This window comes from Flavobacterium sp. MAHUQ-57, assembly GCF_051908335.1.
Lineage (GTDB): Bacteria > Bacteroidota > Bacteroidia > Flavobacteriales > Flavobacteriaceae > Flavobacterium.
On the sequence record NZ_JBPZTE010000006.1, the window covers coordinates 1,118,753 to 1,135,764 of the forward strand.

Below are 17,012 nucleotides of genomic sequence, written 5' to 3' on the forward strand. Positions count from 1 at the left end.
ATTTATTAAATCCGAATTCTTAACCAATCTAAACTCCTTAAAGTATATGGACGCTATAGATAAAAAGCTACTGAAATTGCTTCAAACAGACAGCAAAAGTACAACAAAAGAATTATCGATGAAATTAAATTTATCGGTAACTGCTGTTTACGAACGTATTAAAAAATTAGAAAAAGACGGAACCATCAAGAAATACGTTGCTTTAGTAGACCGCAACAAAGTCAATAAAAGCCATGTGGTTTTTTGTCATATTAAGTTAGTACAACATGCAAAAGACTTTATTGCCGAATTTGAAAATGCAATTTTAAAACTTGATGAAGTCTTAGAATGTTTTCACGTGAGTGGCGATTACGATTACATTCTCAAGATCTGTGTAAAAGACATGGAAGAATATCGAGAATTTATGGTTACTAAATTAACATCCATTAAGCACATTGGAAGTACACATTCCTCGTTTATGATTGGTGAAGTAAAAAACACAACTGTATTTGATATCTAAACCATGAAAAAATACCTATTCATTATATCGTTATTTCTTTTAACACATTGTGATTCCAAAAAATCGGCCATAGATGCTGAAAAAGAAGCAAAGAACAGATTAAAGAGAACCTGGATGTTGGTCGAACTCAAAGGATATACAAAATCGTTTTTGATTGCCAATTCTGTAAGTTTGGATTTAACAGGAGAAGAGGCTGCTATTTATGGTGGATGCAATCGCATCAAGGCAAACTTTGATATCGTAGACGACGAAACCATCAACTTTGAAGGTTTTATTTCTACCAAAATGTTTTGTAATAAAACAGCCGATTTAGAGATTAAATATTTGCAGATGTTAGAAAAATCGACCATTTACAAAGTGGAAGGCCATCAATTAACTTTAGCAACAGAAAAGGGAAAAACCTTAAAATTCATCGCACAAGATTGGGATTAATTTTTATAACAATTTATTGCCTATTTACTACTTTTAATAGTTTATAAATTGCTAATTTTGCCATTCGAATTTAAAAACAACATAAAATATATACTATGAGTTCATTTGACGTAGTTATAATAGGTTCAGGTCCTGGTGGATACGTATCAGCAATACGTTGTGCACAACTAGGAATGAAAACAGCCATTATTGAAAAATATTCAACTCTTGGTGGTACTTGTCTTAATGTAGGCTGTATCCCATCAAAGGCTTTATTAGCTTCTTCTCATCACTTTGAAGAATTACAGCATTTTGCAGATCACGGGATTGAAGTTTCGGGAGAAGTAAAGGTAAACCTTGAAAAAATGATTGCTCGCAAACAAGCAGTTGTTGATCAAACTTCAGGTGGTGTGAAATTTCTAATGGACAAAAACAACATCACTGTTTTTGAAGGTGTTGGTTCATTCGAAAATGCAACGACTATCATTGTAACTAAAAATGATGGTTCAGTTGAAAAAATCGAAGCTAAAAACACTATTATCGCTACGGGTTCTAAACCTTCGTCTCTACCATTTATCACTATTGACAAAGAAAGAGTAATCACTTCTACCGAAGCCTTAAAATTAGCAGAAGTTCCTAAACATCTAGTTATTATTGGTGGTGGAGTAATTGGATTGGAATTAGGTCAGGTTTATTTACGCTTAGGAGCTCAGGTTTCTGTAGTTGAATTCATGGATAGAATTATTCCTGGAATGGATGGTGCTTTATCCAAAGAATTGACCAAAGTACTGAAGAAACAAGGAATGAAATTCTATACTTCACATAAAGTACAATCTGTCGAAAGAGCAGGAAATACAGTGACCGTTAAAGCGGAAAATGCAAAAGGTGAAATCATCACTTTGGAAGGTGATTATGCTTTGGTTTCTGTTGGTCGCCGCCCATATACTGACGGATTAAATGCCGATAAAGCGGGAGTGAAAATCACAGAACGAGGTCAAGTGGAAGTAAACGATCATTTACAAACAACTGCTTCTAATATTTATGCTATTGGAGATGTGGTACGTGGTGCCATGTTAGCTCACAAAGCAGAAGAAGAAGGTGTTATGGTTGCCGAATATTTAGCAGGTCAAAAACCACATATTGATTACAACCTAATCCCCGGTGTTGTTTATACTTGGCCAGAAGTTGCTGCTGTTGGTAAAACGGAAGAACAATTAAAAGAAGCTGGTATTGCCTACAAAGCTGGAAGTTTTCCTTTCAAAGCATTAGGACGTGCTCGTGCCAGTGCAGATACAGACGGATTCGTAAAAATTCTTGCCGATGCAACTACAGATGAAGTACTAGGTATTCATATGATTGGTGCCCGTGCTGCCGATTTAATAGCAGAAGCAGTAACTGCAATGGAATTCAGAGCATCTGCCGAAGATATTTCAAGAATGTCACATGCACATCCGACTTTTGCTGAAGCAATCAAAGAAGCAGCTTTAGCCGCTACAGGCAACAGAGCATTACACGTGTAAGAAAAAACACTATATTTTTAAAAAACCCGCTTTTTGCGGGTTTTTTGTTATATTTCTGTTAAATCAATTGAAAAGGGAAATTAACAACTTTCCATAAAAAAACATTTCTTATTACGGTATCCTCATTATTACAACCTAAAAAAAAACATAATCTCAGAACAGTCCTTAAAACTGCTACAATTAACCAATCAATCAAAAACACAAACCACCGCAACCCCCATGTAATCAAGTATTTTAATCGGCTGACATTTAATAAATTTGCACGTCTCCAATTAAAAAAAGCATGAAAAAAATTACTCTTCTTACCATTATTACTTGCCTTTTTTCGTACATAACCAGTTTTTCACAGGTTGGAATCGGAACCACAACTCCAAGTGCTTCTTCCCTACTTGAACTAAAAAGTACAAACTCAGGTTTATTAATCCCTCGTATCAGTTTAACCTCCTCAACAGATGTTACTACAATACCAAGTCCTGCAACAAGCCTTTTAATTTACAACACAAGCACTATAGCTGATATCACCCCAGGATTTTATTATTGGGATGGTTCTTGGAAAGCATTAACCACTTCAGGAACACCTTCAGTAAGTCCGGGATTGACTTGGAATTTAAGTGGCAATACAGCAACTGCTGCTGATTATATAGGAACAAACAATTTTTTCCCTTTTAACGTTAAGGTAAATAACTCTGACTTTGCAAAATTCCATCCAAACGGTGGCATCAACATTGGATTCAATTCGGTAGCCAATAATAATAATTCAGTAGCCATAGGAACTTCTGCACAAGCTTCAAACAACAATGAAGCTCTTGCTTTAGGCACTTCTGCCAATGCAAGTGGCTATCAATCAGCAGCATTAGGCCGTTCCTCTGTCGCTTCAAACAATAGTGCATTGGCATTAGGTCATTTATCCAACTCATCGGGTTACAGATCATCAGCAATAGGTTACTCCGCGACTGCATCAAACAATAATGCCATTGGATTAGGAAATGCTTCCAATGCTTCTGGCGAACAAGCATTAGCTTTGGGATTTGAAGCAGCGTCTTCGGGGCAAAATGCAACAGCCATCGGTTACCAAGCAAACACATCGCAAGCCAATGCTATCGTATTGGGTAATTCCAGTAATACAAGTAACAAAGTCGGAATTGGTACAAACACACCAGATGAAAGATTACATGTTGCAGGATCTGTAAAGATAGTCGATGGCACACAAGCCAATGGTTATGTTTTAACTTCGGATGTCAATGGAAAAGCGTCTTGGAAAGTTCCAACTCTTTTGAATTCCTACGGTGAAATTTACAAAACATCCAATTCAACATTAACATCAGGGGTAATTACTTTTGGCACTAACGGATTAAACCAAAGCACGACATTAAATGCAAATAACATTCAAGTAAGTAAAACCGGAACATATAGAATAACCTATTCTGTTACTTTCCGAAGAAATAGTGGAGGAACAACCATACCTGAATTTTTCATAGCTGTAAATTCATCAGAAATAGCGGGAACAAGAGCTACGGGAACAGTTTCAAACGGAGAATCCATTACAATAACAAAAAGCAGATTATTCAACTTAACGGCTTCACAACAAGTAAGTATTCATTCCAATATTAGTGATGTAAACACCACTATTTTAGGCATTGGTACCAGCCTATTGGTTGAATCTGTAAATTAATAAAAACAAAAAGCCGCTCAATGAGCGGCTTTTTGTTAAGATTGCTTTTTACTAATGCGCTTAATTAGGAAATAAGCACCAAATCCTAACAAAGCAATCCCCCATAATTGTACAACGAAAGCAATAATCGCTTCAAGCATAAACCAACCTGTTTTTAAACTATCCCAAATTTGTAAACCAATATTAGGACGATAGGCATTTATACTCTTCTCATTGGCAATCATCTCCTGTTTCACAGAATCATTCTGATAAATCGCTAAAGTAAGCGTACTGAAATTCACTTGATCTTTCAACGAGAGATTTTCAATTTTAACATTATCATTTTGTTCTTTTTTTGCATCCAATTGCTCCTCCGCATTCAACACGTTGTCCAATTTCTTTCCTTTGCCATCAATCGCATTTTCAATTCTCTTTTCCGAAGCAGAACTTCTCTTTTGTGCCAATTCGTTTGCCAACATTTTCAATGAAACATCATCTGCTTTAATTACTCTGTAATCCAGAAAATCGATTTCTCTTGCAATGGTTTTAATTACTGTGTCCAGCTTGGTATTAGGAACACGTATTGTAATATCATTCGTTACGGCATATTTCGTTGTTATTAAACTACTGTCCTGGCTCACTTTAGTTTCTTCTTTTTCAGAAACAACACTCTGAAGGTTGGTGTAAGTAACAAAACCACCAAATTTTGTGGTAGCATCTTCAATAGCGTAAGTTGATTTAGCAACATTATCTACTTTGAATTTAATATCCGCAGTACGGACGAATTTTCGGTCTGAATTTTTAGGTTCTTTGGCTGCAGAAGAGGAAATCACTTGAGTAGTATCTGCCGATGCTGCCGCAACTTCCTCCGCAGCAACTTCCTCAGAATAGTCTCTTTGTTTACAAGAATAAACAATCATGGCAACCATCAGTAGCGCCAAACCAGTGTAGTGTACTTTTTTCATACAAATAATTGATTAAAAGGTTAAAATTAAGCGTGTAGTTTTTTAATCAATATTCTTATGAAATTTAGTGTTAAACTAAACTTCACTGCACGAAAAAACATGCCAAAAAAAGGCGATTCTTCTATTTTAGTTTTTATTTAACTTTTGATTCTCGAACCCGTAAGTTTTACATCCGCATATTTCCAGCTTTCAGCAATTTGATCTTCCATTTCAGATGCTTTGGCTTTATCTTTCAATTTTTCGTAAGCCAATTGAAGTCCGTGTTGCGACCATCCGTTTTTGGGTAATTTTTTCAAATCCTCCTGATAGGTAATAACCGCCTCTTTATAAAACTCTCCATCCATCTGAATGGCTCCTAGATGATGACGCACCGAAAAAAACCAATCTGGAGGCTCATTATAATTCAGACCGTCTTCGATAGCAATAGCTTCATTCAAGAGACCAATACTTTGAAAGTATTTTTTTTCCGTTGCATAAATTTCAGCCTTCAATACTTTATAGGCAATAGTAACAACATCATGCATGGAATTTATTTCCCAAATGGTCATTTTTTTCAAATAATCATCTTTCGTAAAAGCCTCAAGTTTTGCCAGTTCTACTTTAGCATTCTTACTATCCTTTTTTCCTAAAAAAGCCATTCCTCTGGCATAATGTGAAATCGCTTTTGGATATTTAATAGTATCATTGATTAATTTCATCTTCATTATATCATCCCATCTTCCAAATTTCACTGCAACAAAATAAGGTATCACATAATAATGTTGCAAAGTGCCCAATCCGGGAATTACCATTGTTGAAGGATGAACCATTTCCGAGGTTTTATTTGCTCCGATGATGGCCCATTTTGAGTTACCTTCCAAAGTTGCAGTAGCAGCCATAAAATGATAATTATGTGGATAGTAAGCCAATGGATAGGCACCTTGCGCATGACAAATAGTAGTATAAAGACTGTCGATTTTCACAGCATTTACATTAGACATTGTTCCTTTATGATACTCACCAGTACGGATGTAAATATGTGAAGGCATGTGTGTTAAATGCCCCGATCCCGGAACCAAACCTTTATCAAACAACGCTGCCGATGCATTCCCTCTTTCTGGATTTTTAGAAGCTTCAACGGCATGTATGTAAAAATGATTGGCACCAATGTGTTTCGGGTCTTTCTTTAAAATCTGTTCCAATAGAGCAACTATCTCGGGAGTCCATTCTTTTGGAGAACCATTCTTCTCATACAAATCCCAAGGATGCAAATCCAAAATCGATTCAGCATATAATGCATTGATCTCAATGTCGTCACTGTATTTATCATTCACCGCTTTCATATCTTTGGAGTAAGCGATATCAAGATGATTCCTGTTGTCAATCGGTTTTCTAACATATCTTTTTGAGAGTGCATTAATAAGTGCTTTTTCCTTTTCTGTAGCATTTCGAGATAATTGTACCGCCTTCTGAATTGCTTTATAAGCTCTTTCATAATTGTCCGGTTCCATACCAGCGTTATAATTTGGTCCCAAAACATAAGCTAATCCCCAAAAACACATGGCACATTCAGGATCAAGCTTTGTAGCATAATAAAAAGAACGTGCCGCTTCGGCATGATTGAATCCATATGCCAATGCCAATCCCTGATTGAAATATTTTTGCGCTTCTGATTTTTTTGTCGAAATAGTATAATTAATCACATCCAAACCTTCAAAAATAGGCGCTTTTTTATCCGAAGAATACCAATCGACATCACTAACGGGTGGTGGACAACCATAGCTATTCATTCCAATTTTAGCTACTTCCTTAACTGTAGCATTCTCTTTTCTGCAACTGTAGAAAAAAAGAGAAACCATCACCAAAAACAAAACTTTTTTCATGGTACTTTTTCTATTAAAATTACTCAAAATCAACGATTTAATTCATTTTATTTTCAAATACCAATCGGATATAGTAGCAAAATGCATTTTCCTTGTTTACTTCAGGGTTAAATAGTAATTTTACATTTAAATAAATCACTTGAGAACATCCATCATAAAGACTATTTCAAACCAACTGGAATTTAAGAACCAACTACTGGCTTGGTCGCAGCAATTCCGTGAAATTGTCTTTTTGGAAAGTAACGATTACCCTCAACACTATTCCAGTTACGATGCTATTTTAGCGGTAGATGCGTTTACTTCCATTCAAACCGATTATCACAATGCATTTGAAGATCTTAAGCAATACCAGCAACAAAGTAAAGATTGGATTTTTGGGTATCTATCGTATGATCTAAAAAACGATACCGAAAAACTCAAATCGGCTAATTTTGACGGTTTGAATTTTCCTGATTTGTTCTTTTTTCAACCTAAAAAATTATTTCTGTTAAGGGGAAATCAAGTTGAAATTTGCTATCTGAATATGTGTGATGATGAATTGGAAGAAGATTTCGCGGAAATACTCCATTGTCAAAAACAGAACGTTGAAAATTACAATGCTGTAAACATCAAACAGCGAATTTCAAAAGAACAGTATATTGAGAAAGTATCCAAAATGTTAACCCATATCCATCGAGGTGATATTTATGAAGCTAATTTCTGCATGGAATTTTATGCAGAAGCTGCCGAAATTGACCCGTTGGATTGCTATCAGAAATTGAATACGATTTCAGAACCTCCTTTTGCCACTTTTTTCAAAAACGACACGAATTATTTACTCTGTGCCTCTCCTGAACGTTATTTAAGAAAAGAAGGTTCAAAAGTCATCACGCAACCTATTAAAGGAACTTCCAAACGTTTTGAAGACATGACTTTGGACGAACTGTCAAAAAAAGAATTAGAGCAAAACCCGAAGGAGCGTTCCGAAAACATCATGATTGTTGATTTAGTTCGTAATGACTTGTCTCATACCGCCACAAAAGGATCAGTTCAAGTTGAAGAATTGTGTGGTATTTATATTTTCAAGCAAGTCCATCAGATGATTTCCACTGTAGTTTCAGAAGTAGATCATGCAACATCACCAATAGAAATTATCAAAACCACATTTCCTATGGGAAGCATGACCGGAGCTCCTAAAATTTCGGCTATGCAAATTATAGAAGAATTGGAAGAAACCAAGCGAGGTTTGTATAGTGGTGCAGTAGGTTACTTCACTCCTACCGGTGATTTCGATTTCAATGTTGTTATACGAAGTATTCTATACAATCGTAAAGCGAATTATGTTTCATATTCTGTAGGAAGTGCAATCACGGCGCTTTCTGATCCTGAAAAAGAATACGAAGAATGCTTATTAAAAGCCAAAGCGATGCTGGAAGTTTTAAGCTAATACATTAGAAGATAAAAAGACATGTATAACATGAAGAAAAAAACAACGTTTTTATGTTTAGCACTATTCTTTACACCACTAGCCAGTTTTGCAGGTTGGGCCCGTGAAGCAAAAGACCCTTATCTGGGTATTACAATGTTCGTTTTCTTATTCACTTTAAGCATTACTTCTGCTCTATTTTTTGGACTTATTTCGGCTCTTCTAACCAGAATTATCTTGTTTGTTTTAAATTCGTTACATATTATACGAAGTAATTTTATTTTTAATTTTAAAAACAATAAAAAGACACGTCATTTAACGATGATTGCCATTACACTAATCAGTGTATTTTGTTTTTGTGTCACAAACAAATTTCATATTTCAGCAATTATTGCAGGAATAGTATGGGGTTGTATTACGAGTATTTCATTTCGCTTTTTTTTATTAAAGTTTACACCTGTTAACTAAATAGTGATGCTTCAAAACTTACAAAATCATATTCAAAAAAACCTACCGCATCTATCCGGTAAAAAATTGCTTTTAGCGGTTAGCGGAGGCATTGACAGCATGGTTTTGATTGATTTGTTTCTCCAACTCGATTTTAAAATTGGAGTTGCCCATTGCAATTTTCAATTAAGAGCGGAAGAAAGCGATCAGGACTTTTCTTTTGTAGCAGAGTACTGCAAAATAAAGAACATCTCCTTTTTCGGAACCCATTTTGACACAGCGCACTATGCCGAAATCAACAAGCTTTCAATCCAATTGGCAGCACGAAAACTTCGCTACGAATGGTTTGATGAATTACTCAATACTAAAGGTTTTGACTATCTTTTGACAGCGCATCATGCCGATGATTCTATTGAAACCTTTTTAATCAATTTTACTCGAGGTACCGGTTTGGATGGTCTCACCGGTATCCCGCAGCAAAATGATAAAATCATTCGCCCTTTGCTACATTTCTCAAGAGAAAAAATTGAAAAGTATGCCAAAGAAAATAATATTCAATGGCGTGAGGATTCCAGCAATGCATCAGATAAATATGTACGAAATAAAATTCGACATGCTGTTATTCCCATACTGAAAGAATTGAATCCGTCGTTTCTAGCTTCTTTTCAAAACACCATTGAAAATTTACAACAAACACAATCATTAGCCTTCGATGCAACTGAACTAATGTATGCTAAAATCGTTTCTGAAGAAGGAAATGAAAAAAAAATAGACCTCGAAAAACTTCTGGAACTCGACAATTACAAAGCGTATTTGTACCAATGGCTACAACCATTCGGATTTACAGCCTGGAATGACATTTACGATTTGACCAAAGCGCAATCCGGCAAGCAAATATTTTCTGAAAATTACTTTTTACTAAAAGACAGAACAACCTTAATCTTGTCTGAAATCAAAAAAAACAACGATTCAATTTTTTTGATTGATGAAGATTCTTCAGGAATTGTTTACCCAATTAAAATGCATTTCAGTGACCAAAATCACATTTCAAATGCAGGTACAAACACTATTTTTGTTGATAAACTTTCGTTAAAGTTTCCGTTAACTTTACGAAAATGGCAAGATGGTGATTATTTTTACCCCGCGGGAATGTCAGGAAAGAAAAAAGTCAGTAAATACTTTAAAGATGAAAAATTTTCATTGCTTGATAAAGAAAACACATGGCTTCTTTGCTCTGATAATCAAATTGTTTGGATTGTAAATCATCGAGCTGACCAACGTTTTACCGTTACTAACAACACACAACATATTATTAAAATAGAATTACAATAATGAAAAAAATCTTAACCTCAATTGTACTATTTCTTACCTTTTTAGGTGCCCAATCACAAATTTTAGATCCTGTAACTTGGAAAACATCAGTAGAAAAAAAATCAGATACTGAATTTGTGTTGGTTTTGGATGCTACCATAGAAAACGAATGGCATATGTTTTCGCAATTCACACCGGAAGGTGCTTCGTTACCAACGGTAATTCAATTCAAAAACGCCAAAGGAAACTATACTTTAGTAGGTAAAACCAAAGAAAGTCCTTATAAAAAAGTGTACAGCGATATTTTTGAAGTAGACGAATATTTGTTTGAAAACAAAGCGCAATTCAGACAAACTATAAAATTGACCAACCCGAATGCAACTTCTGCAAAAGTGTATGTAGAATACCAAGTTTGTAAAGAAGCCTGCATTCAACAAGATAAAACGTTTGACATTAAGTTACCGGTAACAACTGCAGCGACTGAAACAACTGAAACTGCAAAAGACACCTCGAGTAAAGTTATCGCAGTACCTTTGATTACAGAGGAAAACAAACCTAGCGATACAACAGCTTCTTCTTCTCAACAAGAAGATACTGATGCTAAATTGTACGGTCTCACACTATCCGAAATCAAACAACTAAAAGCTGAATCTACTTCAGATGCATCATCAAATCCAAAGATTCAAAAATCGTTGTGGAGCATATTCGGATTGGGTTTTATTGGTGGTTTATTGGCATTGCTAACTCCTTGTGTGTTTCCAATGATTCCATTAACTGTGAGTTTTTTCACTAAAAGCGGAGGAAAAAAAGCATCTGGTGGTGTAGGAAAAGCGATTTTATATGGTGCTTTCATTTTAGGAGTATATTTAATCTTAAGTATTCCATTTCACTTATTAGACAGTTTGAATCCCGATATCTTAAATGAAATTTCAACCAATGTATGGCTGAACATCATTTTCTTCGTCATATTTATCTTTTTCGCCTTTTCTTTCTTCGGTTTTTATGAACTAACCTTACCGGCGAGTTGGACCAATAAAACCACACAAGGTGAAAATATCGGAGGAATTTTAGGTATCTTCTTCATGGCATTGACATTAGCGATCGTTTCGTTTTCATGTACCGGACCAATTTTAGGTTCATTATTAGCAGGTTCATTGACAGCTGATGGAGGTGCATGGCAATTAACCGCTGGTATGGCTGGATTCGGATTTGCATTAGGCTTACCATTTGCATTATTCGCTATGTTTCCTAATATGTTGAATTCATTACCGAAATCCGGCGGATGGTTGAACACAACCAAAGTCGTTTTAGGATTTTTAGAATTGGCTCTCGCCTTCAAATTTTTATCGAATGCCGATTTAGTGAAACACTGGGGAATTTTAAAGATCGAACCTTTTTTAATCCTTTGGATCGTCATTTTTGCAGGTTTAGCATTGTACCTATTTGGAAAAATCAAATTTCCACATGATTCACCACTACAAAAATTATCTATTTTCAGAACTGCACTAGCTATAATCACGAGTGTATTTGTAGTGTATTTGGCATCAGGATTTAGAGTCAACGAAGAAACCAAAACTTTCAGTTCTTTGAATTTACTGAGTGGATTGGCCCCACCTGTAGGATACAGCATTTTATATCCTAATGAATGTCCGAACAATTTAAATTGTTTTAAAGACCTAAAATCCGGACTGGATTATGCAAAACAGCAAAACAAACCGGTACTGATAGATTTTTCAGGTTACGCCTGTGTGAATTGCCGTAAGATGGAAGAACATGTTTGGTCAGTTCCTGAAGTAGATCGATTATTAAGAAATGACGTTGTGTTGATTTCATTATATGTGGACGACAAAAAAACATTGCCGCAAGAAGAACAAATTGAAGTGAGCAGAATTGACGGAGGAACGAGAGTTCTGGAAAATTATGGCCACAAATGGGCTCATTTTCAAACCAAGTTTTTCCAATCAAATTCACAACCTTTCTATGTGCTTTTCAACCCGAAAACCAATGAAATTTTGAACACTCCTGTGGCATACATGCCCAATTCCGAGGAGTACAAAGCATGGTTGGAAAGTGGTATCAAAAATTATAAAAAATAAATCAATCCCGGGAAACCGGGATTTTTTATTACCATAACTTTTCTATATTTGTGTTATTATAAGCCATTTAAAAAAATATACGCCATGTTAGTAAAAGTATTTGGAAGCGCCGTTTTCGGTGTTGATGCCACCACCATTACCATTGAAGTAAACATCGATAAAGGTATCGGTTACCATCTAGTAGGTTTACCCGATAATGCCATAAAAGAAAGCAGCTATCGCATTGCTGCCGCTTTAAAAAACAACAACTACCATTTTCCCGGAAAAAAAATTACCATCAATATGGCGCCTGCCGATTTACGGAAGGAGGGTTCTGCATACGATCTAAGTATCGCCATAGGTATTCTTGCTGCTTCGGGGCAAATCAAATCGGAGGAAATCGATAAATATGTCATTATGGGAGAATTATCACTCGATGGCAATCTTCAACCTATTAGAGGCGCATTATCTATTGCCATTAAAGCCAAAGAAGAAGGATTCAAAGGATTTTTCTTACCCAAACAAAATGTAAAAGAAGCGGCTATTGTTACTGGATTGGATGTGTATGGTATCGAGAATGTTACTGAAGTGATTGATTTTTTTGAAGGAAAAGGGTCATTGGAACCCACAACCATTAATACTCGGGAGGAATTTTACAAAACATTGGATTATCCTGAATTTGATTTTGCGGAAGTTCGTGGACAAGAATCGATTAAACGCTGTATGGAAATTGCAGCAGCCGGTGGTCACAATATCATATTAATTGGTCCGCCCGGAGCAGGAAAAACCATGTTAGCCAAACGTTTACCTAGCATTTTACCTCCAATGACATTAAAAGAAGCTTTGGAAACCACTAAAATACATAGTGTTGCAGGCAAAGTAAAAGATACCGGATTAATGAATCAAAGACCGTTTCGTAGTCCACACCATTCTGCATCGAGCGTTTCGTTAGTGGGTGGAGGGAGTTATCCGCAACCGGGTGAAATTTCTTTAGCGCATAATGGGGTATTATTCCTAGATGAATTGCCCGAGTTTAAACGGGAAGTTTTGGAAGTAATGCGCCAACCTTTAGAAGACCGAGAAGTTACCATTTCAAGGGCCAAATTCACAATAACTTATCCCTCCTCTTTTATGTTGGTTGCCAGTATGAATCCTAGTCCGGGAGGTTATTTTAATGATCCCAATGCACCTGTAACCTCTTCCCCTTCCGAAATGCAACGCTATTTAGGAAAAATTTCCGGACCATTGTTAGACCGGATTGACATTCATATTGAAGTAACTCCGGTTCCATTCGACCAACTGTCCGAAAAAAGAAATGGAGAAAGTAGTGTCAAAATTAGAGAGCGTGTTACCAAAGCCCGAGAAATCCAATCCCAACGATTTACCAATTACGATCATGTGCACTACAACGCCCAAATGACTACAAAGCAAATTAGGGAATATTGCGAACTGGATGAAGTAGCATTACAACTTTTAAAAACCGCAATGGAACGTTTGAATCTTTCTGCAAGGGCTTATGATCGCATTTTGAAAGTATCCCGAACTATTGCCGATTTAGAAGCTTCGGAAAACGTTACGTCCCACCACTTAGCGGAAGCGATTCAGTACAGAAGCTTAGATAGAGAAGGCTGGTTGGGGTGATTATGAGTTATGAGTTATGAGTTATGAGTTATGAGTTATGACCTGAGCCGCAGACGAAAGAAACGAAGCCTGTCTTAATTTGATGCTATCCAGGTATCGCGAAATTGCGTCTGTTTACGATTGAACCTTTTTGCTTGTTCGTTGAGCCTTTTTGCCTCTTCGTTGAACCTTTTTGCCTCTTCGTTGAGCCTTTTTGCCTCTTCGTTGAGCCTTTTTGGTTCTTCGTTGAACCTTTTTGCTTCTTCGTTGAGCCTTTTTGCTTCTTAGTTGAACCTTTTTGCTTCTTCGTTGAACCTTTTAGGTTGTAATTATAAGTTCCGAATAGAATTGTAAAGCTTATTTCTAGCCCTGATAGTAGTGGAAAGCAAAACGCTCAAAAAGCACTTTCTATTTTACACTACCAAAGAGCGACCAACGGAAGCTCCTTTTGTAGTGATAAAATGGTGTTTTTTGAACGTTTTCTTGCAACGTATAGAAGGAAAAGCTCCTAATTTTAAGATTTTGCAATATTGTTTATCATCCCTTTAAAAATAAAAAAATGAAAAGGCAGCATACTGTACCAGTAGAGTCTACCCAAAATACCTTTGGGGCGAAAAGTGGCTATTTGATGTAAGGTGTTGTCGTCATCAATTTTAAATTCCAACCAGGCTTCACCGGGTACTTTCATTTCGGCAAAAAGGAGTAATCTTCTTTTCTCTTTATCCGCTAATAAAACACGCCAAAAATCAAGCGAATCACCACCATCTAAATGGGTTGGACTTGTTCGACCTCTTCGTAAACCAACACCACCAAAAAGCTTATCTATAAACCCTCTGATTTCCCACATCCATGTGCCATAATACCAACCTTTTTCTCCTCCTATTGACCATATATTTTCCAAAGCATTTGAAGTAGCATTGAGTTGTATTTTTTGATAATCTTTCAAACATCCGTATTTGGGTACTTCGATATAGTTTTTCAAGTGTGGTTTAAAATTGCTGCTGGACAAACTGTCTTTCCAACTGGATAAGACTAAGTTTTGTTCAATCTTCTTAAAAGCCAATTTAATGGCATCTGTATAGGATATTGGTTTGATATTTAGGATTCTTTGCAATTGATTGTCTTTGCAAATCACCTCAACCTTCATACTATCCACTAAGTTCCGAGCCAATTTAAAAGAGGTAGAAGTGACAAAATACAACCAATATGAAGAAAGTTTAGGTGTCATAAAAGGTACCGTTATCATTACGATTGTAAACCCCCTCACTTTCGCATACAATTGCATCATTTGTTTGTAGGTCAATACATTGGGACCGCCAATATCAAATGATTTATTGAAGCATTCTTCTTTATTGATTACACCAATCAAATACTGAATCACATCACGAATCGCTATAGGCTGAGATTTTGTCAGCACCCATTTTGGGGTAATCATCACGGGCAATTTTTCACATAAATCCCTGATAATTTCAAAAGAGGAACTACCCGACCCTACAATTATTCCGGCACGTAAAACGGTCAGATTAAAATTTCCTTTGTATAAAATATTTTCCACGTTACTTCGGGAATGCATATGTTTGGAGAGATTGGGGTCGTTCACAATGCCGCTTAAATAAATGACTTGTTTGACATTCATCTTATCCATATAAAGATTAAAATGTGAGGCTGAATTGGCTTCCATTTCCACAAAATTCTGTGTTGAATTGGCCATGGAGTGAATCAAATAATAGGCTACGTCTATTGTATCAGGAAGCGTATCAAAGCTAGGTTCATTAATAAAATCCACTTCCCATATAGTCACTTTTTTTAATGTTTCTTCTTCCAATCCTAGTCGTGAACTATCACGAACACAGCAAACCACTTCATGACCACTGGCTAGTAATTCAGGCAAAAGTCGTCTGCCTACATATCCATTTGCACCTGTTAGAAGAATTCTCATTTTACACTATTTATGGTTTGCCATTTTTTTTGATATTCACCGTTTTTATCGTATTCCGATGCTTGTTTTTTAGTATCAAAATATCTTGAAGATCTAGGATCATTTCCTACACCGGCGAGATAAGCCCAATTGCCCCAATTATTAGAAACATCGTAATCGATCAACTCTTGTTCAAAATAGGAAGCACCATAGCGCCAATCCACCTTCAAATCATTAATCAAATAACTTGCAACTATTTGACGGCCTCTATTACTCATAAAGCCAGTACACTTCAATTCGTTCATATTCGCATCTACAAAATCATTACCGGTCTCTCCTTCTATCCAAGAATGTAATTGATCCAGATTGGTGTTTTTTTGATACTTGATCGATTTAGCAATGCCATTTAACAAAAACAATTTTTCGTTGTGTTTCTTAAACATAAATCGGAAAAAATCACGCCATAATAGCTCAAATACTAACCAATATGTGGATTCATTTTCACCATATTCTGCTTCAAATTCTTTAATTTTAGCGTAAATATACCGAGGAGAAATAGAGCCCATCGCTAGCCATGGCGAGAGTTTGGTAGAATAATCGCTTCCCAATAAACCATTTCGTGTCTGCTTGTAGTTTACTATCAATTTTTTATCAAACAAATAATAATCAAGTCTTCGACAAGCATTTGTCTCCCCTCCTACAAAGTGTAAAACACTTCTTTCATCAAATTCCACCGTATTGGAACCTATTAAATCAGAGAGGGGAGGCAAATTGAATTCGGGCAAAAAAGGCGATTGTATTACACTTGGAGCATTATAAACAGCTCTGACAGTCGATTCTTTTTCTACTTTCTTTCTAAAATCTGTAAAAATATCTGGAATATCTTTGATGGAAAAGGGTAAATCTTCCGGATGATACAATGTGCTCGTGCTAAAAATAGACACATCGCAATGTATTTTGGATGCAGCAGTTCGAACTTTTTCTAAGGTATTTTTTTCACTATAGGCAACTTCTTTTTTCGTATAGATTTTAGTGGCTCCATATTTCAAAATAATTTTAGGGATTTCAATTTCAGGTTTCCCTTTCACTACTAGTAAACCTGAGCCTCTTTTTTTTAATTGATCATTTAAGTCTTGTAAGGATTCCAATAAAAATTTAGCTCGGTATTTCCCAGTTTTCTGAAATCCAAAAGCACCTTTTCCAAAGTCATTTTCATCAAAACAATAAACAGGAATGATCTCTTTATTATTTTGAATGGCTTTAAAAAGCACTTCGTTATCATTTACTCGTAAATCTGTTTTAAACCAAACTATAACTCGCTGCATTAC

13 protein-coding genes are annotated in these 17,012 nt (G+C 35.9%); 9 read left to right on the forward strand and 4 right to left on the reverse strand.

Annotation, left to right across the window (positions count from 1 at the left end):
• The first annotated feature begins 46 nt into the window (after nucleotides 1–46).
• The 4 genes from ACS8MM_RS05640 to ACS8MM_RS05655 all read left to right on the forward strand — a co-directional run bounded on the left by ACS8MM_RS05640 (nucleotide 47) and on the right by ACS8MM_RS05655 (nucleotide 4,102).
• On the forward strand, nucleotides 47–499 hold the full coding sequence (locus ACS8MM_RS05640) for an Lrp/AsnC family transcriptional regulator (protein ID WP_379713945.1): 453 nt from the start codon (nucleotides 47–49) through the stop codon (nucleotides 497–499).
• Between the two features lie 3 nt (nucleotides 500–502).
• Entirely contained in the window at nucleotides 503–931 is a 429-nt protein-coding gene (locus ACS8MM_RS05645) for an META domain-containing protein (RefSeq protein ID WP_379713947.1), read from the forward strand.
• Between the two features lie 95 nt (nucleotides 932–1,026).
• Nucleotides 1,027–2,430: a dihydrolipoyl dehydrogenase gene (gene lpdA, locus ACS8MM_RS05650; RefSeq protein WP_379713949.1), complete on the forward strand. Its 1,404-nt coding sequence runs from the start codon at nucleotides 1,027–1,029 to the stop codon at nucleotides 2,428–2,430.
• A gap of 283 nt (nucleotides 2,431–2,713) precedes the next feature.
• Nucleotides 2,714–4,102, forward strand: coding sequence for a hypothetical protein (locus ACS8MM_RS05655; protein ID WP_379713951.1), 1,389 nt, complete (start codon nucleotides 2,714–2,716; stop codon nucleotides 4,100–4,102).
• 35 nt (nucleotides 4,103–4,137) lie between these two features.
• On the opposite strand, the gene ACS8MM_RS05660 is transcribed toward ACS8MM_RS05655, so the two are convergent.
• Complete coding sequence (locus ACS8MM_RS05660) at nucleotides 4,138–5,046, reverse strand: DUF4349 domain-containing protein (protein ID WP_379713953.1); 909 nt, start codon at nucleotides 5,044–5,046, stop codon at nucleotides 4,138–4,140.
• 137 nt (nucleotides 5,047–5,183) lie between these two features.
• Nucleotides 5,184–6,908 carry a tetratricopeptide repeat protein gene (locus ACS8MM_RS05665; protein ID WP_379713955.1) on the reverse strand — a complete coding sequence of 575 codons (1,725 nt, stop codon included), beginning with the start codon at nucleotides 6,906–6,908 and terminating at the stop codon, nucleotides 5,184–5,186.
• 139 nt (nucleotides 6,909–7,047) lie between these two features.
• Between ACS8MM_RS05665 and ACS8MM_RS05670 the strand changes: the two genes are divergently transcribed.
• From ACS8MM_RS05670 to ACS8MM_RS05690, 5 genes are all read left to right on the forward strand, one after another.
• On the forward strand, nucleotides 7,048–8,334 hold the full coding sequence (locus ACS8MM_RS05670; RefSeq protein WP_379713957.1) for an anthranilate synthase component I family protein: 1,287 nt from the start codon (nucleotides 7,048–7,050) through the stop codon (nucleotides 8,332–8,334).
• Between the two features lie 30 nt (nucleotides 8,335–8,364).
• Nucleotides 8,365–8,781 (forward strand): hypothetical protein, encoded by a 417-nt coding sequence (locus ACS8MM_RS05675; RefSeq protein WP_379713959.1) that lies wholly within the window; start codon nucleotides 8,365–8,367, stop codon nucleotides 8,779–8,781.
• Between the two features lie 6 nt (nucleotides 8,782–8,787).
• Nucleotides 8,788–10,092, forward strand: coding sequence for a tRNA lysidine(34) synthetase TilS (gene tilS, locus ACS8MM_RS05680; RefSeq protein ID WP_379713961.1), 1,305 nt, complete (start codon nucleotides 8,788–8,790; stop codon nucleotides 10,090–10,092).
• Nucleotides 10,092–12,167 (forward strand): protein-disulfide reductase DsbD family protein, encoded by a 2,076-nt coding sequence (locus ACS8MM_RS05685; protein ID WP_379713963.1) that lies wholly within the window; start codon nucleotides 10,092–10,094, stop codon nucleotides 12,165–12,167. The genes tilS and ACS8MM_RS05685 overlap by 1 nt, the downstream gene beginning before the upstream one ends.
• Before the next feature lie 84 nt (nucleotides 12,168–12,251).
• Complete coding sequence (locus ACS8MM_RS05690) at nucleotides 12,252–13,787, forward strand: YifB family Mg chelatase-like AAA ATPase (RefSeq protein WP_379713965.1); 1,536 nt, start codon at nucleotides 12,252–12,254, stop codon at nucleotides 13,785–13,787.
• Between the two features lie 493 nt (nucleotides 13,788–14,280).
• Here the strand turns inward: ACS8MM_RS05690 and ACS8MM_RS05695 are convergent, their stop codons facing one another.
• Nucleotides 14,281–15,705, reverse strand: a complete 1,425-nt coding sequence (locus ACS8MM_RS05695; RefSeq protein WP_379713967.1) for an SDR family oxidoreductase — start codon at nucleotides 15,703–15,705, stop codon at nucleotides 14,281–14,283.
• Nucleotides 15,702–17,009, reverse strand: coding sequence for a DASH family cryptochrome (locus tag ACS8MM_RS05700; RefSeq protein WP_379713969.1), 1,308 nt, complete (start codon nucleotides 17,007–17,009; stop codon nucleotides 15,702–15,704). Before ACS8MM_RS05700 ends, ACS8MM_RS05695 begins: the two co-directional genes overlap by 4 nt.
• Between the last annotated feature and the right edge of the window lie 3 nt (nucleotides 17,010–17,012).

Excerpts from the sequence above, each read along its gene's own strand:
- ACS8MM_RS05690 (WP_379713965.1), top strand. The coding sequence starts at position 12,252 with ATGTTAGTAAAAGTATTTGGAAGCGCCGTTTTCGGTGTTGATGCCACC.
- ACS8MM_RS05665 (WP_379713955.1), bottom strand. The coding sequence starts at position 6,908 with ATGAAAAAAGTTTTGTTTTTGGTGATGGTTTCTCTTTTTTTCTACAGT.
- ACS8MM_RS05640 (WP_379713945.1), top strand. The coding sequence starts at position 47 with ATGGACGCTATAGATAAAAAGCTACTGAAATTGCTTCAAACAGACAGC.
- lpdA (WP_379713949.1), top strand. The coding sequence starts at position 1,027 with ATGAGTTCATTTGACGTAGTTATAATAGGTTCAGGTCCTGGTGGATAC.
- ACS8MM_RS05645 (WP_379713947.1), top strand. The coding sequence starts at position 503 with ATGAAAAAATACCTATTCATTATATCGTTATTTCTTTTAACACATTGT.
- ACS8MM_RS05675 (WP_379713959.1), top strand. The coding sequence starts at position 8,365 with ATGAAGAAAAAAACAACGTTTTTATGTTTAGCACTATTCTTTACACCA.
- ACS8MM_RS05685 (WP_379713963.1), top strand. The coding sequence starts at position 10,092 with ATGAAAAAAATCTTAACCTCAATTGTACTATTTCTTACCTTTTTAGGT.
- ACS8MM_RS05695 (WP_379713967.1), bottom strand. The coding sequence starts at position 15,705 with ATGAGAATTCTTCTAACAGGTGCAAATGGATATGTAGGCAGACGACTT.
- ACS8MM_RS05655 (WP_379713951.1), top strand. The coding sequence starts at position 2,714 with ATGAAAAAAATTACTCTTCTTACCATTATTACTTGCCTTTTTTCGTAC.
- tilS (WP_379713961.1), top strand. The coding sequence starts at position 8,788 with ATGCTTCAAAACTTACAAAATCATATTCAAAAAAACCTACCGCATCTA.
- ACS8MM_RS05700 (WP_379713969.1), bottom strand. The coding sequence starts at position 17,009 with ATGCAGCGAGTTATAGTTTGGTTTAAAACAGATTTACGAGTAAATGAT.
- ACS8MM_RS05660 (WP_379713953.1), bottom strand. The coding sequence starts at position 5,046 with ATGAAAAAAGTACACTACACTGGTTTGGCGCTACTGATGGTTGCCATG.